General features: G+C 58.9%; 17 protein-coding genes and 1 tRNA gene. 13 read left to right on the top strand and 5 right to left on the bottom strand.

Annotated elements, in window-relative coordinates:
* Window positions 1-3: 3 nt before the first annotated feature.
* The 3 genes from ACN0VH_RS02255 to ACN0VH_RS02245 are packed head-to-tail and all read right to left on the bottom strand — an operon-like array spanning window position 4 to window position 2274.
* Window positions 4-918 (bottom strand): flavin reductase family protein, encoded by a 915-nt coding sequence (locus ACN0VH_RS02255; RefSeq protein WP_417699361.1) that lies wholly within the window; start codon window positions 916-918, stop codon window positions 4-6.
* On the bottom strand, window positions 915-1703 hold the full coding sequence (locus ACN0VH_RS02250) for an alpha/beta fold hydrolase (protein ID WP_417699360.1): 789 nt from the start codon (window positions 1701-1703) through the stop codon (window positions 915-917). The genes ACN0VH_RS02255 and ACN0VH_RS02250 overlap by 4 nt, the downstream gene beginning before the upstream one ends.
* Entirely contained in the window at window positions 1675-2274 is a 600-nt protein-coding gene (locus ACN0VH_RS02245; RefSeq protein ID WP_417699359.1) for an amino acid synthesis family protein, read from the bottom strand. Before ACN0VH_RS02245 ends, ACN0VH_RS02250 begins: the two co-directional genes overlap by 29 nt.
* Before the next feature lie 106 nt (window positions 2275-2380).
* Here ACN0VH_RS02245 and ACN0VH_RS02240 point away from each other — a divergent pair, with 106 nt between their 5' ends.
* Complete coding sequence (locus ACN0VH_RS02240; protein WP_417699358.1) at window positions 2381-3247, top strand: LysR family transcriptional regulator; 867 nt, start codon at window positions 2381-2383, stop codon at window positions 3245-3247.
* Window positions 3248-3404: 157 nt separating this feature from the next.
* Here ACN0VH_RS02240 and ACN0VH_RS02235 read toward each other — a convergent pair.
* Window positions 3405-3494: transfer RNA gene (locus ACN0VH_RS02235), tRNA-Ser, on the bottom strand.
* A gap of 123 nt (window positions 3495-3617) precedes the next feature.
* Here ACN0VH_RS02235 and ACN0VH_RS02230 point away from each other — a divergent pair.
* The 7 genes from ACN0VH_RS02230 to ACN0VH_RS02200 all read left to right on the top strand — a co-directional run bounded on the left by ACN0VH_RS02230 (window position 3618) and on the right by ACN0VH_RS02200 (window position 9986).
* On the top strand, window positions 3618-4481 hold the full coding sequence (locus tag ACN0VH_RS02230; protein WP_278921633.1) for a DUF2059 domain-containing protein: 864 nt from the start codon (window positions 3618-3620) through the stop codon (window positions 4479-4481).
* Between the two features lie 236 nt (window positions 4482-4717).
* The gene (locus ACN0VH_RS02225; protein ID WP_417699356.1) at window positions 4718-5281 is read left to right on the top strand and encodes a 50S ribosomal protein L21; all 564 of its coding nucleotides are present in this window, start codon (window positions 4718-4720) and stop codon (window positions 5279-5281) included.
* An 11-nt stretch (window positions 5282-5292) separates the two neighbouring features.
* Window positions 5293-5562, top strand: a complete 270-nt coding sequence (rpmA, locus tag ACN0VH_RS02220) for a 50S ribosomal protein L27 (RefSeq protein WP_027240304.1) — start codon at window positions 5293-5295, stop codon at window positions 5560-5562.
* Between the two features lie 250 nt (window positions 5563-5812).
* Complete coding sequence (locus ACN0VH_RS02215) at window positions 5813-6349, top strand: GNAT family N-acetyltransferase (RefSeq protein WP_278921631.1); 537 nt, start codon at window positions 5813-5815, stop codon at window positions 6347-6349.
* Between the two features lie 133 nt (window positions 6350-6482).
* Entirely contained in the window at window positions 6483-7517 is a 1035-nt protein-coding gene (obgE, locus tag ACN0VH_RS02210; RefSeq protein ID WP_278921630.1) for a GTPase ObgE, read from the top strand.
* Window positions 7505-8611, top strand: a complete 1107-nt coding sequence (gene proB / locus ACN0VH_RS02205; RefSeq protein ID WP_417699355.1) for a glutamate 5-kinase — start codon at window positions 7505-7507, stop codon at window positions 8609-8611. The genes obgE and proB overlap by 13 nt, the downstream gene beginning before the upstream one ends.
* Before the next feature lie 109 nt (window positions 8612-8720).
* Window positions 8721-9986: a glutamate-5-semialdehyde dehydrogenase gene (locus ACN0VH_RS02200; protein WP_417699353.1), complete on the top strand. Its 1266-nt coding sequence runs from the start codon at window positions 8721-8723 to the stop codon at window positions 9984-9986.
* Between the two features lie 97 nt (window positions 9987-10083).
* On the opposite strand, the gene ACN0VH_RS02195 is transcribed toward ACN0VH_RS02200, so the two are convergent.
* The gene (locus ACN0VH_RS02195) at window positions 10084-10680 is read right to left on the bottom strand and encodes a histidine phosphotransferase family protein (RefSeq protein ID WP_278921627.1); all 597 of its coding nucleotides are present in this window, start codon (window positions 10678-10680) and stop codon (window positions 10084-10086) included.
* A 27-nt stretch (window positions 10681-10707) separates the two neighbouring features.
* On the opposite strand from ACN0VH_RS02195, the gene ACN0VH_RS02190 reads away from it, so the two are divergent.
* From ACN0VH_RS02190 to tsf, 5 genes are all read left to right on the top strand, one after another.
* Complete coding sequence (locus tag ACN0VH_RS02190) at window positions 10708-10890, top strand: DUF3553 domain-containing protein (protein ID WP_232402655.1); 183 nt, start codon at window positions 10708-10710, stop codon at window positions 10888-10890.
* 107 nt (window positions 10891-10997) lie between these two features.
* Entirely contained in the window at window positions 10998-11759 is a 762-nt protein-coding gene (gene olsB, locus ACN0VH_RS02185) for an L-ornithine N(alpha)-acyltransferase (protein ID WP_417699351.1), read from the top strand.
* 2 nt (window positions 11760-11761) lie between these two features.
* Window positions 11762-12589: a lyso-ornithine lipid O-acyltransferase gene (gene olsA / locus ACN0VH_RS02180; protein ID WP_417699350.1), complete on the top strand. Its 828-nt coding sequence runs from the start codon at window positions 11762-11764 to the stop codon at window positions 12587-12589.
* A gap of 157 nt (window positions 12590-12746) precedes the next feature.
* Complete coding sequence (gene rpsB, locus ACN0VH_RS02175; RefSeq protein ID WP_278921624.1) at window positions 12747-13514, top strand: 30S ribosomal protein S2; 768 nt, start codon at window positions 12747-12749, stop codon at window positions 13512-13514.
* Window positions 13515-13592: 78 nt separating this feature from the next.
* A complete protein-coding gene (gene tsf, locus ACN0VH_RS02170) occupies window positions 13593-14468 on the top strand; it encodes a translation elongation factor Ts (protein ID WP_278921623.1) in 876 nt (291 codons plus the stop codon).
* Window positions 14469-14590: the final 122 nt, after the last annotated feature.

Raw genomic sequence — 14590 nt, 5'->3', positions numbered from 1 at the left:
TTTTCAGCTCCTTTCAGGCAGGTGGTGTACATCGCCGCGCTGTGCATCACCGACATAGAGACCAAAGCTGCGCGTCTGAATCTCAAGCGCGAAGCGGTTCATCATGTCAGCGATGGGTTGGGAGGCGAATTTCAGTTTGCGAATGTCACCGATTGGATGGGCTTCGAACCCGCCGTTGTTGGTGAACGGCTCTGCGGCGAGAAAATAGGAGCAATGGGTTTTGCCATCGTCGAATACAGAATAGGCGGGACCAAGCTTTACGGGAAGGTCGCGCGCCTCAAGGTCACGTGTAAGGGTAGGGCGTAGGTTGTCGCGGTGCTTTGCCAGACACTGCGGTGGCCGGTATCCGGCCTCAGTCCGCTCTAACAGCACAGTATCGCCGCAGGTGATGATCGCACCCCCAAGGGCCGTATTGCCCGAATGCTCTAGCGCCGCGCGTTCAAGTCCTAGACTGAAAAACTGCCCGTCGGCATAGCCAAGTCCACGTCCGGCACGCTGTTCAAAGCTCTGCACTGCGCCAATCAGGATCGCATGATCCCCGGCATCAACCACGCTGTGAGTTGTGCATGAAAACTGTGTTAGCGCACCGTCAATCAGCAGGTTGCCCAAGGCGTCTTGGCGATGAGGCACACGCGCGAAACGGTCGCCCTTGTAACTTGCGAAGGTGTTTGCCACGTCTTCCTGCCCCTCGGCCAGGATATTGACCGCAAACTGCGTGCAGCCCGCAAACGCTTCATAGCTAGAGAGGAACTTGCCTGGGCAAACCAGCAATAGCGGCGGATCAAGGGAGACGGATGAGAAGGAATTGGCCGTAAATCCGACAACTGTTCCATCAACGGCTTTGCCTGTGACGACGGTGACCCCCGTCATGAAGGTGCCAAATGCGCTGCGCAGCGCACGCGGATCTATCGCGCTCATGGCCAGATCTCCTGCGTAAAATCCAAGAGCGCGCTGTTCAACGCGCCCGCATGTGTCATCGGCATCATGTGGGCCGCGCCCTCAACGATCAGAGCGCGGCCTTTCGGGGCAAGATCGGCCATGGCCTGTGACATCTCAGGCGTTGAGTTCGGCTCAAGCGCACCTGTTGCAAAGAGGGCGGGGCAGGTCAGCGCCTGCAAGGTTTCTCGGCGCGGACCATCTGCATGGGCAAACGCGGTATAGGCGAGCTGGTAGCCCCTGGGGTTGGCGGCAAGAAGCCAGCTTTCGCAGGCGCTGCGTTCATCTGATTGCGCGCTTCCGAACCACCGCTCAAGCGTTGAGCCGGGGTCAGGTGCAATAGTCCCATCAAGGCTTCCTGCGCGGGCTTGCACCGCCGCCGCCGCCTCTGGGCGACGCTCAAATATAGCGTTACACGCGGCAACGGCACCAACGTTGGCAGGGGCGCGGCAGGCCAATTCAAGTGCGATCATTGCCCCCATGGAATGACCCACAACCAGCGCAGGCTCGGCAAGCTCTTGCAGAATAGGTAGAAAAGCCTGTGCATATTCGGCCAGCGTGATCGGGCCAGAAGGGCAAGGACTGTGCCCATGGCCCGGCATATCAGGCGCGATCACTTGATAGCTGCCGCGCAGTGCCTCGATCTGCGCGCCCCAGGCCTCGGCCCTGAGGCCCACGCCGTGCAACAGCAGCACGGGCCGCCCCGCGCCTGCCACGATAGCCGACAGGCCTGCCATTTCAGACCGCGGCAGGATTGTCGAGACCATGGCCCAAGTCCTTCAAGTCCTGATAGCGATCCCCAATCCGGTGATGAGGCCGGCCAGACATGGCTGCACCAAGCACCACGACAACCTCATCATCGCGCGGAGCATCAGGGATCGAGAACTGGATGGTCAGATAGTGCGAACGTCGCCCTGCATCGTTCTTGTCCATCAGCGGAACCATGATCGGCGCATTCGCCGTGCCGCGTGTATTGGTGAAGGCAAGGTAGGATTTGGCCTCAACGGCTTCGCGGTAGAAATTGCCAAACCGCAGGGTATGGATCAGTCCCGACGCGTGCTCAATTTCACCATCAAGTCCGACAACTGCCGCCTTGCCGTAGGCCTCGATCGCCGCTCCGTTTCCAGCAAGGTCGATCATCCGCTTGGTCATCATCTCGCCCAAGATGGGGCCATAGGCCTTGATCTGTGGCGACAAGTCTTCGACAAACCGACCCGCCCAAGGGTTGCGTAGCACGGCAGCGACGGCGAACATTCGCCAAGGCTTATCCGCTTCGCGAAACCCCTCGATGAAGATTTCCTCATCATAGGTGACGATTTTCCTGATTTCCGGTTTCATTGCATCCTCCTGTTCGCTGCAGGAGACGGTATGAAGCCGGAATATTTTTGACAAACGATTGAATTATGCGCTTAGGTATTAGTGTTATTAATGGCTGAATTGAACCATGGCAAAATCCCTTCCCCCGTTGGGTTGGCTTCGTTCGTTCGAAGCAGCAGCGCGACATCTGAGCTTCACCGCTGCTGCGGAGGAAATTGGCCTCACGCAATCAGCCGTCAGCCAGCAAGTAAAATCGCTTGAAACGCGGCTGGGCGTTCCGCTCTTCATGCGCCAGGCGCGTGGATTGGCGTTGACGGATGCCGGGCGGAGGCTTCTTCCCGAAGTCGACGCACCGCTACACGCCTTGGCGGCCGCGATGGATATTGTCGACACCGGCTCCGCAAAAAACCTGCTGACAATCGCTGCATCGGTAAGTGTAGCACATTGGCTAATTGCGCCGAGATTGCCAGATTTCCAAGCGCGTTTCCCCGGCCTCAGGGTAAGAATTTACAGCGCGATCTGGCCTGATGACTTCCACTCTACCCGCGCTGACGTCGAAATACGGTTCGGCTCGGCCAGACAGGGCGGGGTTGACGCCGAGCCTCTTCTCCCCAACCAGCTCATTGCCTTGAAATCGCCAAATCTAAGCGGAGATTTGCATGACCTGCCTCTCATCGAGGCAGTTGGAACTTCCAGCGGCTGGCAAGCCTGGGCCAAGCTGGTTGGCAGCACACCGCCACCATCGCTCTATACTGATACATACGGCATGGCCTTGCACCTTGCGGCCCATGGAAACGGCGTTGCCCTCGTCAGCGAACTGCTCGCCGATCACGCGGTGAAAACAGGGATGGTCGAGCGGGCGCACCCGGCTTCGATACCGAGCCACGAAGGCTACTACCTGTCGATTGCCAAGGACAAACCTGAAGCTTTGGAATTCCGCGAATGGTTGTTGGGCGGGCTGTCTTTACCAGAGACTGAACCTGCGGCGGTTTGATGCCGCCCCTCTGACAGCATTTACTGCGACGAAGGAATCTGACCTAAGCTTGGCTTTGGCACAGCAGCTTAACTTTGCCCGAGCTGAAGGGCTTCGAACACCAATAATCCCCTTGCGGTTCAAGGTGTACTAGGGGGTTTCTTGCAACAGAAGATTATGGCGGAGAGACAGGGATTCGAACCCTGGGAACCCGTGAAGGCTCAACGGTTTTCGAGACCGCCCCGTTCGACCACTCCGGCACCTCTCCGCGGGGGTCTGGTGGGGCAGCGTGTAAGGGGGAACCGGCGGCAGTGCAAGAGGGTTTTTCAACTTCTCTGGAGAAAGCCATTTTTTCATTTGTCTGGCCACATATTTCGCCTAGGCTCTACCTATGACACAGTTATTAATTCCGCTTTCCAGCCAGGTTGCACATCTGGCCCGTGCTTTACTTCTTGTTGGACTGGTGATCCTTGGCGCACCGCCCGCATCCCAAGCGGCAGAGCGTAGCAAGGTCGAAGCCTTTTTGCAGGTCACCGGGTTTGATGTGGCACTGGACAGTATTGCGCTCTCGGCCGGCAACGCGCCGATGATGCTGGGGCTGTCTGCCAGTGATTTTGGCAGCGAGTGGACACGCCTGTCGCAAAGCGTGTTTGATCAGGACAAAATGCGCGAATTGGCGCTGGATATTCTGGAAGAAACCCTGGAAGACGACACTCTCAGCCATGCTGCTGCCTTTTATGCCAGTGATCTGGGGCAACGGCTGGTCACAGCCGAAAACGCCTCGCATCTGGTGGCAGAGGATGACACCAAGCAGGTGGCTGGCGAGCGGATCATATCCGACCTGGTTCAAGTCGGCAGCCCCCGCATTGCGCTGTATCACCGGATGGGGCAGGCGATCGATGCTGCGGGGGCCGGGCTGAAATCGGTACAACAGATCCAGTTTCGCTTTCTCATGGCGGCCAGTGCGGCCGGGATCATCGAATTGCAGCTTGATGCCGATGGCTTGCGCGCATTGCAACGCGCGCAGGAACCCGAGATGCGGCTCGCGCTGCGGGCCGCCAATCTGGCGACCTCGGCCTATACTTATCAGGATTTCAGCGATGCCGAGATAGAGGCCTATGTCGAAGCCCTGGAGACCCCGTTGATGCAACAGGTCTATGAACTGCTGAACGCGGTCCAGTTTGAAATCACCGCCGATCGGTTCGAAGCGCTGGCCTACCGGATGCAGGACCTGGGGCAGGGCGAAGACATCTGAGCCTGTGATCTCTTTCAGTTTCGACAGCTCTGATGGTGCGACGCGTATCGCAATGGGTTGACAGGGGGGCGGGTTATCGGGCAAATGCGCCATCCCGGCCCGGATTCCCTGTGCCGGGTTCATTTGTAATACGTCCCCCAAGGGGGCGCGCTGTTCGAGGTGGCCATCGGGCCAAAACGCCGGGATCTGATTGATCCCTGGGACCAAAGGACGCGGTTGATAAAGGAAACACGCATATGTTTGCGGTCCTCAAGACTGGCGGCAAGCAGTACAAAGTTCACGCGGGCGATATCCTCCGCATTGAAAAATTGGCTGCAGATGCTGGCGAAACAATCCAGTTCGACGAAGTTCTCATGCTGGGTGGCGACACCCCTGTTGTGGGCGCTCCTCTGGTAGATGGCGCGGCTGTCAAAGCCGAAGTGATCGACCAGATCAAAGGCGAAAAGCTCATTCACTTTGTGAAGCGTCGCCGGAAGCACTCTTCCAAGCGTACCAAGGGCCACCGTCAAAAGCTGACCCTGATCAAGATCACCGAGATCCTGGCATCGGGCGCAACCAAAGCCGCACCAAAAGCCGCCGCCAAAGCTGCCCCAAAGGCTGCTCCGGCTGCCGCAGCAGGTTCTGATGATCTGACACAGCTGACCGGTGTAGGCCCTGCCGCCGCCAAAAAGCTGAACGAAGCTGGCCTGACCAGCTTTGCCCAGATCGCAGCCTTGTCGGAAGACGATATTGCTGGTATTGACGCGGTCAAAGTGAAACCCGAATGGGTTGAACAGGCCAAAGATCTGGCTAAAGGCTAAGGAGAGACAGAATGGCACATAAAAAAGCTGGTGGTTCCTCCCGTAACGGCCGCGACTCAGCGGGTCGCCGCCTCGGCGTGAAACTCTATGGTGGCCAAGCGGCCATCGCAGGCAACATCATCATTCGTCAGCGCGGCACCAAATTTTGGCCGGGCGAAGGCGTGGGCCTGGGCAAGGATCACACGATCTTTGCTACGGCGGACGGTGCTGTCACCTTCCACAAGGGCCTGAAAGGCCGCACCTTTGTATCGGTTCTCCCAGTGGCGGAGGCCGCTGAGTAAACCGAACCCACAAGGTTTTAACAATGAGGGGATCGGCAACCGCCGGTCCCCTTTTTTCTATTTTGGTGCCCTGGCGCCGCGTTACATATTGTAAGGGACCCGCCTTTGCAAAACTGGCAATGCCGCCCCGTGGGTGGGGTGGTTTGAACCTGGGATTACGCATATCGCGCCCCTTCCAATGCCGGATTTTTGCCCCCATCTAGACGGGTATCCCACCGTTACCGATCTCTTTGCGAAAAGGAGCAGAGATATGAGCCTGGATACAGTGAACGATCAGCCGGTGATTGAGGCCAGCCGATTTGTGCTGCGGCCGCTGCGCAGCTCCGACAGTGGTCTCATTGCCCTTTATAGCGGTGATGAACGGGTGGCCCGCATGACCACCTCTTTGCCGCACCCGATGCCGCCTGGCGCGGTAGAGGCCCTGGTGGCGCGCGCTACCGCAGCGGATCGGGACGAAGATATCTGGGCCATCGATGGCACCCGCGACGGCGGCGAGGAACTGAAGGGCCTCATCAGTCTGAAACGCATGGACCGCGATCAATCCGAGGTGGGCTTTTGGATTGCTCCGGTGTTTTGGAACAGCGGTCTCGCGTCAGAGGCACTGGAGGCGCTGGTCACCGCAAACCCGCTGAAAAACGCCACCATGTTTGCGGCAGTGTTTCAGGACAATCCGGCCTCGGCGCGGGTGCTGATCCATTGCGGCTTTGACTATCTTGGCGATGCGGAATCCTTTTCAGTTAGTCGCAACGCAAATGTGCCAACATGGACCTACAGCCGAAAACTGTGATTGGCCCGGCCTGCGCTTTCAGGTAAGGCACTCGGCAATGATCCCGCTAGGGGCCGCAATCCGGCCCTTCATCACGACCCATTTCTATGTTCGCGCCGCGCCCACAGGGGCCGTCGCGCAGTAAGGAGCCACCATGAAGTTTCTCGATCTGGCAAAGGTCTATATTCGCTCTGGTGGCGGCGGGAATGGCTGCGTCAGCTTTCGCCGTGAGAAATACATCGAATACGGCGGCCCGGATGGTGGTGATGGCGGCAAGGGCGGTTCGGTCTGGGCCGAGGCCGTTGATGGGCTGAATACACTGATTGATTTCCGCTATCAGCAGCACTTTTTTGCCAATAACGGCCAGTCTGGCATGGGGCGTCAGCGCACCGGCAAGGACGGCGATGACATCATCCTGCGGGTTCCCGTTGGTACTGAAATCCTAGATGAAGATCAGGAAACCGTGCTGGCGGACATGACCGAGATCGGCCAGCGGGTGCAGCTGGCCAGGGGTGGCAACGGCGGCTTTGGCAACCTGCATTTCAAATCGTCGACCAACCAGGCGCCTCGGCGCGCCAACCCCGGCCAAGAAGGCGTCGAGCGCACCGTCTGGCTGCGCCTGAAACTGATCGCGGATTCCGGCCTGCTGGGCCTGCCCAATGCCGGCAAATCGACATTTCTGGCCGCCAGTTCAAATGCGCGCCCCAAGATCGCTGACTATCCCTTTACCACACTCCACCCGAACCTGGGTGTGGTTGGCATTGATAACACCGAATTTGTGATGGCCGATATTCCTGGTCTCATTGCGGGTGCGCATGAAGGCAAGGGCATCGGTGATCGGTTCCTGGGTCATGTGGAACGCTGCGCGGTGCTGCTGCATCTGGTCGATGGCACATCCGAAGATGTGGCAGGCGACTACCAGACCATCATTGATGAACTGGAGGCCTATGGCGGCGAACTGGCCAACAAGCCTCGCGTGACCGCGCTGAACAAGATCGACGCATTGGACGATGAAGAACGTGAAGCCGCGCGCAAGGCGCTGGAGGCTGCCGTTGGTGACAAGGTGCTGATGATGTCCGGTGTCAGCCGCGAAGGTCTGAACGAGGTGCTGCGCGCCGTGCGCGCCGAGATCGACGATGATCGCATCCGCCAGAAACCCGTCGAGGAGGAAGCGCCTTGGCGGCCCTGACCGAAGCCCGGCGCATTGTCATCAAAATCGGCTCGGCGCTGCTGGTTGATCGCGACACGGGCAAGCTGCGCTCTGGCTGGCTGCATTCGCTGGCCAATGATGTGGCCTGGCTGAAATCGCTGGGCAAGGATGTGATATTGGTGTCCTCCGGCTCTATTGCGCTGGGACGTGAAGTTCTGGGCCTGCCGCGCAGCGTCTTGCCACTGGAACAATCGCAAGCGGCTGCAGCTGTTGGGCAAATCCGTCTGGCGCGTGCCTATGAAGAGGCCCTGGCGCCGCACGCCATCACCACGGCGCAGGTGCTGGTCACCCTGGAAGACAGCGCCGATCGCCGCCGCTATCTCAATGCGCGCGCCACGCTGGAAACCCTGATCGGGCTGGGCGCGGTGCCCATTGTCAATGAAAACGACACCATCGCCACCGACGAGATCCGCTATGGTGACAACGACCGGCTGGCGGCCCAGGTGGCGGTGACTGTCGGCGCAGACGTCTTGGTGCTGCTGTCGGATGTGGATGGATTTTACAGCGCCAATCCGGCGCTGGATCCAGACGCGCACCGCTATGACCAGATTGACACCATTACCCCCGAGATCGAAGCCATGGCCGGCGATGGGGTTTCTGGGCTGTCCAAGGGGGGCATGATCACCAAGGTGCTGGCGGCCAAGATGGCTACGGCGGCGGGCTGCGCCATGGTGATCACCGAAGGTTCCCCCCTGAACCCATTGAAAACGCTGAATGATGGCGCATTATGCACCTGGTTCACCGCGCAGGATGATCCGCAGGTGGCCCGTAAGCGCTGGATCGCCGCGATGAAATCGCGCGGCGAAGTCATGATTGACGCAGGCGCCGTGCGCGCCCTTCAAAACGGCAAGAGCCTGCTGCCAGCGGGGGTGCTCGACATCGGGGGCGATTTTGGCCGGGGCGATCCTCTGGCCATCCTGACCCCGGAAGGGCGCTGCTTGGGGCAGGGGCTGTCTCGCTATACCAGCGATGAAGCCCGCGCCATTCAGGGGCGCCAGTCCGCCGAGATCGAAGCGACGCTGGGCTACCCAGGCCGCGCCGCTTTGATCCACCGGGACGATATGGCGCTCTGATCCTCTTACTTTGGGCTGGAACCCGCCGGGGCGTCGCGCCTATTCTTGCGGCAAAACCGGCGGCGGGCTCCGCAGCACCAGCTTTGATCAGCAAAGGCATATTTGACCAATGAACGACATTCACTCTATCCCCGATCTGATGGTGGACCTTGGCATTCGCGCAAAGGCGGCAGCGCAGGTCTTGGCTACAGCCAGCGCCGCGCGCAAAGAGGCTGCCCTGACCGCTGCCGCAGATGCAGTCTGGGACCGGCGCGCCGAAATCATTGCCGCCAATGAACAAGACCTTGAATTCGGCCGCACAAAAGGGCTGTCATCAGCGATGATGGATCGCCTTATGCTGGATGAACCGCGCATTCAGGGCATTGTTGACGGGCTGCGCGCTGTGGCACAGCAGGCAGATCCGGTTGGCCAGGTGCTGGAGGAATGGGAGCAACCCTCGGGCCTGAATATTCAGCGGGTCCGCACGCCGCTTGGTGTCATCGGGGTGATCTATGAAAGTCGCCCCAATGTGACGGCGGATGCCGGGGCACTGTGCCTCAAATCCGGCAATGCGGTGATCCTGCGCGGCGGCTCTGAGAGCTTTCATTCCAGCCAGATGATCCACGCCTGTCTGGCCCAGGGCCTGCGCAGCGCCGGTCTGCCGGAAGACGCGGTGCAACTGGTGCCGACGCGGGATCGCGCTGCGGTGCAGGCGCTGCTGACCATGACAGACTATGTAGATGTCATCGTCCCACGCGGTGGCAAGGGGTTGGTAGGGCTGGTGCAACGCGAAGCCCGCGTGCCCGTCTTTGCCCATCTGGAAGGCATCGTGCATATCTACCTTGATAAGGCGGCGGATCCGACCAAGGCGCTTGAGGTGGTGTTGAATTCAAAAACCCGCCGCACCGGCATTTGTGGCGCGGCAGAATGCCTGCTGATCCACCAGGATATTGCCGAGACCATCGGCCGCGACGTCCTGACGGCGCTGGCCACGGCAGGGGTTGATATCCACGCCGCTGTCGGCTTGCCCGGTCCGGATACAATGCAGCCCGCCAGTGATGACGACTGGGGAAAAGAGTTCCTTGATAAGGTGATCGCCGCAAAGCCGGTTGCCGATATAGACGCGGCAATTGCGCATATTCGCAGACATCATTCGCAGCACACCGATTGTATCATTACCGAAGATCAGGCGGCCGCCACGCAGTTTTTTGCCGAACTGGACAGCGCAATCCTGATGCACAATGTCTCGACCCAATTTGCCGATGGCGGTGAATTTGGCATGGGGGCAGAGATCGGAATTGCCACCGGCAAGATGCATGCACGTGGCCCCGTTGGCGCGGCGCAACTGACCAGCTTCAAGTACCTGGTGCGCGGAAACGGGACCATTCGCACCTAGAACAGGCGTCGCCACATAGGCAGAGCCAGTAAAACATAAACAGCCCCCTCCAGGTGGAGGGGGCTTTGCTGTTCTTCCAAGATGTCGCGGGCTTTGGTTAAAACCGAATGTTCACCGTTTCAGCCGTGTTATCAAAAGAGATCTTGCGGGCAGCCTCCTGCGCGGCGGCGGGCAACATGGCAAATTGCACCAATGCCGGGGTCACAGCATTTGCAGTGTCACTGCCGTCAAGATGACCCCAAAGGCCTGCCTCGACAGCAATTTTACGGCCTTCGCCAGACGCGCTCCAGGCACCATCGCGACAAGAAATCTTAATCGTGCCGCCATAGGGCAGGGCGGTTTCCAGGCAAAGTGCCGCAAGGAACGCCAGGCGCACCTCGCTGCGGCTACAGCCCTCCGGGTGGTCCCACTGGTATTTCATTCGACCGGCCTTGGCGAGGTCATCCAGAACCGAAACCACCTCGGCGCGGCCCATCTGCTGGTCACCGGCTGCGCCAAAGGCAATGCGGAAAAACCGGATACGGGCATTGGCATTCAGCACCGAGTCAGAGATCAGTTCCAACTCTGGTCCGGCCATGGCGCCGGACATTTCCAGCAGTTCCAGCCCATTGTTGATCGCGCCAACAGGGCTGATCAAATCGTGACAAATTCTGGACCCTATCAAAGCAGCCAAATTGGCGGTATCTACGGCCATATCATTCCTCCGAACTAGGCCTATCCAATGATCGACCTCAATGCTTTCTTAGCCCCTGGCATGCGCGTTCAGCACCCGGATCACCCAGAATGGGGACCAGGTGAGGTCCAATCCAACGCAGGCGGCAAAATTACTGTCAATTTTCCAGACCAGGGAAAACTGGTCTTCGACGGGGCACGTGTCCCCCTGGTTCTTGTGAATGAGCCATAGTGGTTTATGAATGATTAAGAAAGCCCCTAGAGTTTTAGGAAAACCTTGCCTCTGCCCGGTTTGGCGGTCTATTTGCCGCCAGGATTGTCTTTGGAAAGGTCCGGTATATGGCTGATACCCCATCCGAATTCTCTGTGTCCCTGGCACAGGACGCCGCAGAGCTGCGTGCGGCCCAAGCACTGCGCTATGAGGTTTTTGTGCGCGAAATGGGCGCGGATGGGGCGCAGGTTGATCATCAATCCGGGTTGGAAACAGATCAGTTTGACGCCTTTTGCGACCATATGATCATCCGCGAAAGCGCGACCAACCGGGTCATTGGCGTCTATCGTTTGATGCGTAGCGATCAGGCCCTGGCAGCGGGGCGGTTCTATTCGGCCAGCGAATACGATCTTGGCGCGCTGACCGCTTCGGGGCGCCGCTTGCTGGAATTGGGGCGCTCTTGCCTGCATCCCGATTTTCGCGGTGGCAAGGCGCTGTTCCATCTCTGGGAAGGGCTAAGCGCCTATGTGAATAGGCATCGGATCGAGGTGCTCTTTGGGGTTGCAAGCTTTGCGGGCACCGACCTCGCGGCGCTGGCCGGGCCGCTGTCGGTCTTGCAGTACGACTATCTTGCCCCCAGTGACCTGCGCTGTCGCTCCAGGCAGTATCAGCGCATGGATCTGTTGCCGCAGGACCAGATTGACCGTCGCCAGGCAATGGTTGCCTGCCCAGCCCTGATCAAGGCCTATCTGCGACTTGGCGGCAAGGTCGGCGATGGTGCCTTTCTGGACCATGATTTCAACACCACCGATGTATGCATGATCCTGGACACCGCCCAGATGACGGCGCGGCAACGGCGCCTCTTTTCGCCACGCACAGGCGAGGCATAGCGATGTCAGCAACCTGGCAGGGGGGCGACGCGCCAACGCCCGGTCGTATCACCGCGCTTGGCTGGCTGCGGGTAGCGCTGCGTGCCAGTCTGTTGGCGGTGCTGGTATTTGGTGGTTTGCTTGTTCTGTTGCTGATCCGGCTGGTTGAACGGCCGCTTTGCGGTTTGCACCGGCCAGTAACGCCTTTTATCACCCAGTTTGTCTGCCGCACCGCTTTTCGGGTGCTTGGCATGGGGTTTTCCACCCATGGAACCCTGATGCAGGAACGCGGCGCTGTGGTTGCCAACCATACATCTTGGCTGGATATTTTTGCGCTCAACGCGCGAAAGCGGATCTATTTTGTGTCCAAAGCCGAAGTGGCCGCCTGGCCCGGCATCGGCTGGCTTGCCCGCGCCACTGGCACCGTGTTCATTGAACGCAACCGCGCCCGCGCCAAAGAACAGACCGATCTGTTTGAGACGCGACTGAAGGCGGGACACAAGCTCTTGTTCTTTCCTGAAGGAACATCGACCGATGGCTTGCGAATTTTGCCATTCAAAACAACGTTGTTTGCAGCGTTCTTTAGCGATCATCTACGCGACATATGCTATATCCAGCCGGTTTCCGTGGTGTTTCATGCCCCACAGGGGCAGGACCCCCGGTATTACGGCTGGTGGGGCGAGATGGACTTTGCTCCGCATCTGTTGAAAACCTTGGCAGCCCCACGCCAGGGCCGGGCAGAACTGATCTACCATGCACCGCTGAAGGTGGCTGATTTTTCCGATCGCAAAGCTCTGGCGGCAGCCTGCGAAGAACGCGTCGCCACAGGCCATGCCCGGATGCGCAAATAGCGCTTGCAGGTAGGGCAAAGCTGGCCTATACGCGCGTCATCAAACCCGCAGGTGGGGTTTGGCCTGTCTGGGGGAGAAATCCCCAAATGGGCCGCCGGTTGGAGCAACCGCTCTGAACCCCCACCGAGGACTGAAACCGGAAACAAGGAATATTAGCATGGCTCTTCCCGAGTTCACCATGCGCCAGCTGCTGGAAGCAGGCGTACACTTTGGTCACCAGACACAGCGCTGGAACCCCCGCATGGCACCTTATATCTATGGTGCGCGTAACGGCATCCACATCATGGACCTGACGCAGACTGTTCCAATGCTGGACCAGGCGCTGCAGATCGTGCGTGACACCGTTGCCAAGGGCGGCCGCGTTCTTTTTGTTGGTACCAAGCGTCAGGCCGCAGGCCCCATCGCCGAAGCCGCTGAAAAATCCGCTCAGTACTTCATGAACCACCGCTGGCTCGGCGGCACCTTGACCAACTGGAAAACCGTTTCCCAGTCGATCAAGCGTCTGAACGAGATCGACGAGAAGCTCGAAGGTGGCGCCGAAGGCCTCACCAAGAAAGAGCGTCTGGGCATGGAACGTGACCAGCAGAAGCTGCAGGCGTCATTGGGCGGTATCGCCGAAATGGGCGGTGTTCCTGATCTGCTCTTCGTCATCGACGTGAAAAAAGAAGCGCTGGCCATCGCCGAAGCCAAAAAACTGGGTATCCCGGTTGTTGCTGTCGTCGATACCAACTGCTCTCCTGATGGCGTTGACTTCATTATCCCCGGCAATGACGACGCATCGCGCGCCATTACCCTTTATTGTGATCTGGTTGCCCGCGCTGCGCTGGACGGTATGTCTGCCCAGCTGGGTGCTGCCGGTGTTGACCTCGGCGCGCTGGAAGAAGCGCCCGCAGAAGAAGCTGTTGCTGAACAAGCATCTGCCTGAAGCGACCTGTCACAGGTTTGACATGTGGGGCAGGGTATCACCTGCCCCAATTCCGTTTTGATATGAGGAGAGCCACAGATGGCTATCACAGCTGCACTCGTTAAAGAACTGCGCGACTCTACCGGCGCCGGCATGATGGACGCCAAAAAAGCGCTGACCGAAACCAATGGCGACATGGAAGCCGCGGTTGACTGGCTGCGCACCAAGGGCCTGGCGAAAGCGGCCAAGAAATCCGGCCGTACCGCAGCAGAAGGCCTGGTTGCCGTTGTTGTGGACGGTGGCAAAGGTGTTGCCGTTGAAGTGAACTCGGAAACCGATTTTGTTGGTAAAAATGCCGAATTCCAGGAAATGGTTGGCGGTATCGCCAAGGTTGCCCTGGATGTTGCAGATGTTGAGGCGCTGAAAGCGGCTGACATGGGCGGCAAAACCGTTGAAACCGTCATCACCGACAAGATCGCCACCATTGGCGAAAACATGTCTGTGCGTCGTATGGCTACTGCCGAAGGCGAGACTGTTATCTCTTATGTGCACAATGCCGTGACTGCCGGCATGGGCAAAATCGGCGTTCTGGTTGCGATGACCGGCGGCGACGAAGCCTTTGGCAAACAGGTTGCCATGCATATCGCAGCGGTGAACCCTGCGGCCCTGTCCGAAGCGGATCTCGATGCCTCTGTGGTCGAGAAAGAAAAGCAGGTCCAGATGGACATTGCCCGCGAATCTGGCAAGCCCGAAGCCGTGATCGAAAAGATGATCGTTGGCCGCATGAAGAAATTCGTCGGCGAATCGACCCTGCTGAACCAGCCCTTCGTTGTGAACCCTGACCTCACCGTTGAAGCGGCTGCCAAAGAAGCTGGCGCCACCATCACCGGTTTTGTGCGTCTGGAAGTTGGCGAAGGCATCGAAGTCGAAAAAGAAGACTTTGCAGCCGAAGTTGCCAAGGCAGCACAGGGCTAAGATCCTCTTTCAGAGGATGCGTATTGGGGCTGGCAGATCTTTTCTGCTGGCCCTTTTTTTGTGGCCTGATGCGGGGAGTGGTGAGCAGTAGCTCAACTCATTTCAGATGCCCGAATGCCTTG

This window comes from Pseudophaeobacter sp. (genome assembly GCF_048267565.1).
Lineage (GTDB): Bacteria > Pseudomonadota > Alphaproteobacteria > Rhodobacterales > Rhodobacteraceae > Pseudophaeobacter > Pseudophaeobacter profundi.
The sequence above is the reverse complement of the archived record's forward strand: the minus strand, read 5'-3'. Positions and strand labels throughout refer to the sequence as shown.

What these genes read in the sequence shown, in the direction of transcription:
- ACN0VH_RS02255 (WP_417699361.1), bottom strand. Translation starts at nt 918, where the DNA reads ATGAGCGCGATAGATCCGCGTGCGCTGCGCAGCGCATTTGGCACCTTC.
- ACN0VH_RS02250 (WP_417699360.1), bottom strand. Translation starts at nt 1,703, where the DNA reads ATGGTCTCGACAATCCTGCCGCGGTCTGAAATGGCAGGCCTGTCGGCT.
- ACN0VH_RS02245 (WP_417699359.1), bottom strand. Translation starts at nt 2,274, where the DNA reads ATGAAACCGGAAATCAGGAAAATCGTCACCTATGATGAGGAAATCTTC.
- ACN0VH_RS02240 (WP_417699358.1), top strand. Translation starts at nt 2,381, where the DNA reads ATGGCAAAATCCCTTCCCCCGTTGGGTTGGCTTCGTTCGTTCGAAGCA.
- ACN0VH_RS02230 (WP_278921633.1), top strand. Translation starts at nt 3,618, where the DNA reads ATGACACAGTTATTAATTCCGCTTTCCAGCCAGGTTGCACATCTGGCC.
- ACN0VH_RS02225 (WP_417699356.1), top strand. Translation starts at nt 4,718, where the DNA reads ATGTTTGCGGTCCTCAAGACTGGCGGCAAGCAGTACAAAGTTCACGCG.
- rpmA (WP_027240304.1), top strand. Translation starts at nt 5,293, where the DNA reads ATGGCACATAAAAAAGCTGGTGGTTCCTCCCGTAACGGCCGCGACTCA.
- ACN0VH_RS02215 (WP_278921631.1), top strand. Translation starts at nt 5,813, where the DNA reads ATGAGCCTGGATACAGTGAACGATCAGCCGGTGATTGAGGCCAGCCGA.
- obgE (WP_278921630.1), top strand. Translation starts at nt 6,483, where the DNA reads ATGAAGTTTCTCGATCTGGCAAAGGTCTATATTCGCTCTGGTGGCGGC.
- ACN0VH_RS02200 (WP_417699353.1), top strand. Translation starts at nt 8,721, where the DNA reads ATGAACGACATTCACTCTATCCCCGATCTGATGGTGGACCTTGGCATT.
- ACN0VH_RS02195 (WP_278921627.1), bottom strand. Translation starts at nt 10,680, where the DNA reads ATGGCCGTAGATACCGCCAATTTGGCTGCTTTGATAGGGTCCAGAATT.
- ACN0VH_RS02190 (WP_232402655.1), top strand. Translation starts at nt 10,708, where the DNA reads ATGATCGACCTCAATGCTTTCTTAGCCCCTGGCATGCGCGTTCAGCAC.
- olsB (WP_417699351.1), top strand. Translation starts at nt 10,998, where the DNA reads ATGGCTGATACCCCATCCGAATTCTCTGTGTCCCTGGCACAGGACGCC.
- olsA (WP_417699350.1), top strand. Translation starts at nt 11,762, where the DNA reads ATGTCAGCAACCTGGCAGGGGGGCGACGCGCCAACGCCCGGTCGTATC.
- rpsB (WP_278921624.1), top strand. Translation starts at nt 12,747, where the DNA reads ATGGCTCTTCCCGAGTTCACCATGCGCCAGCTGCTGGAAGCAGGCGTA.
- tsf (WP_278921623.1), top strand. Translation starts at nt 13,593, where the DNA reads ATGGCTATCACAGCTGCACTCGTTAAAGAACTGCGCGACTCTACCGGC.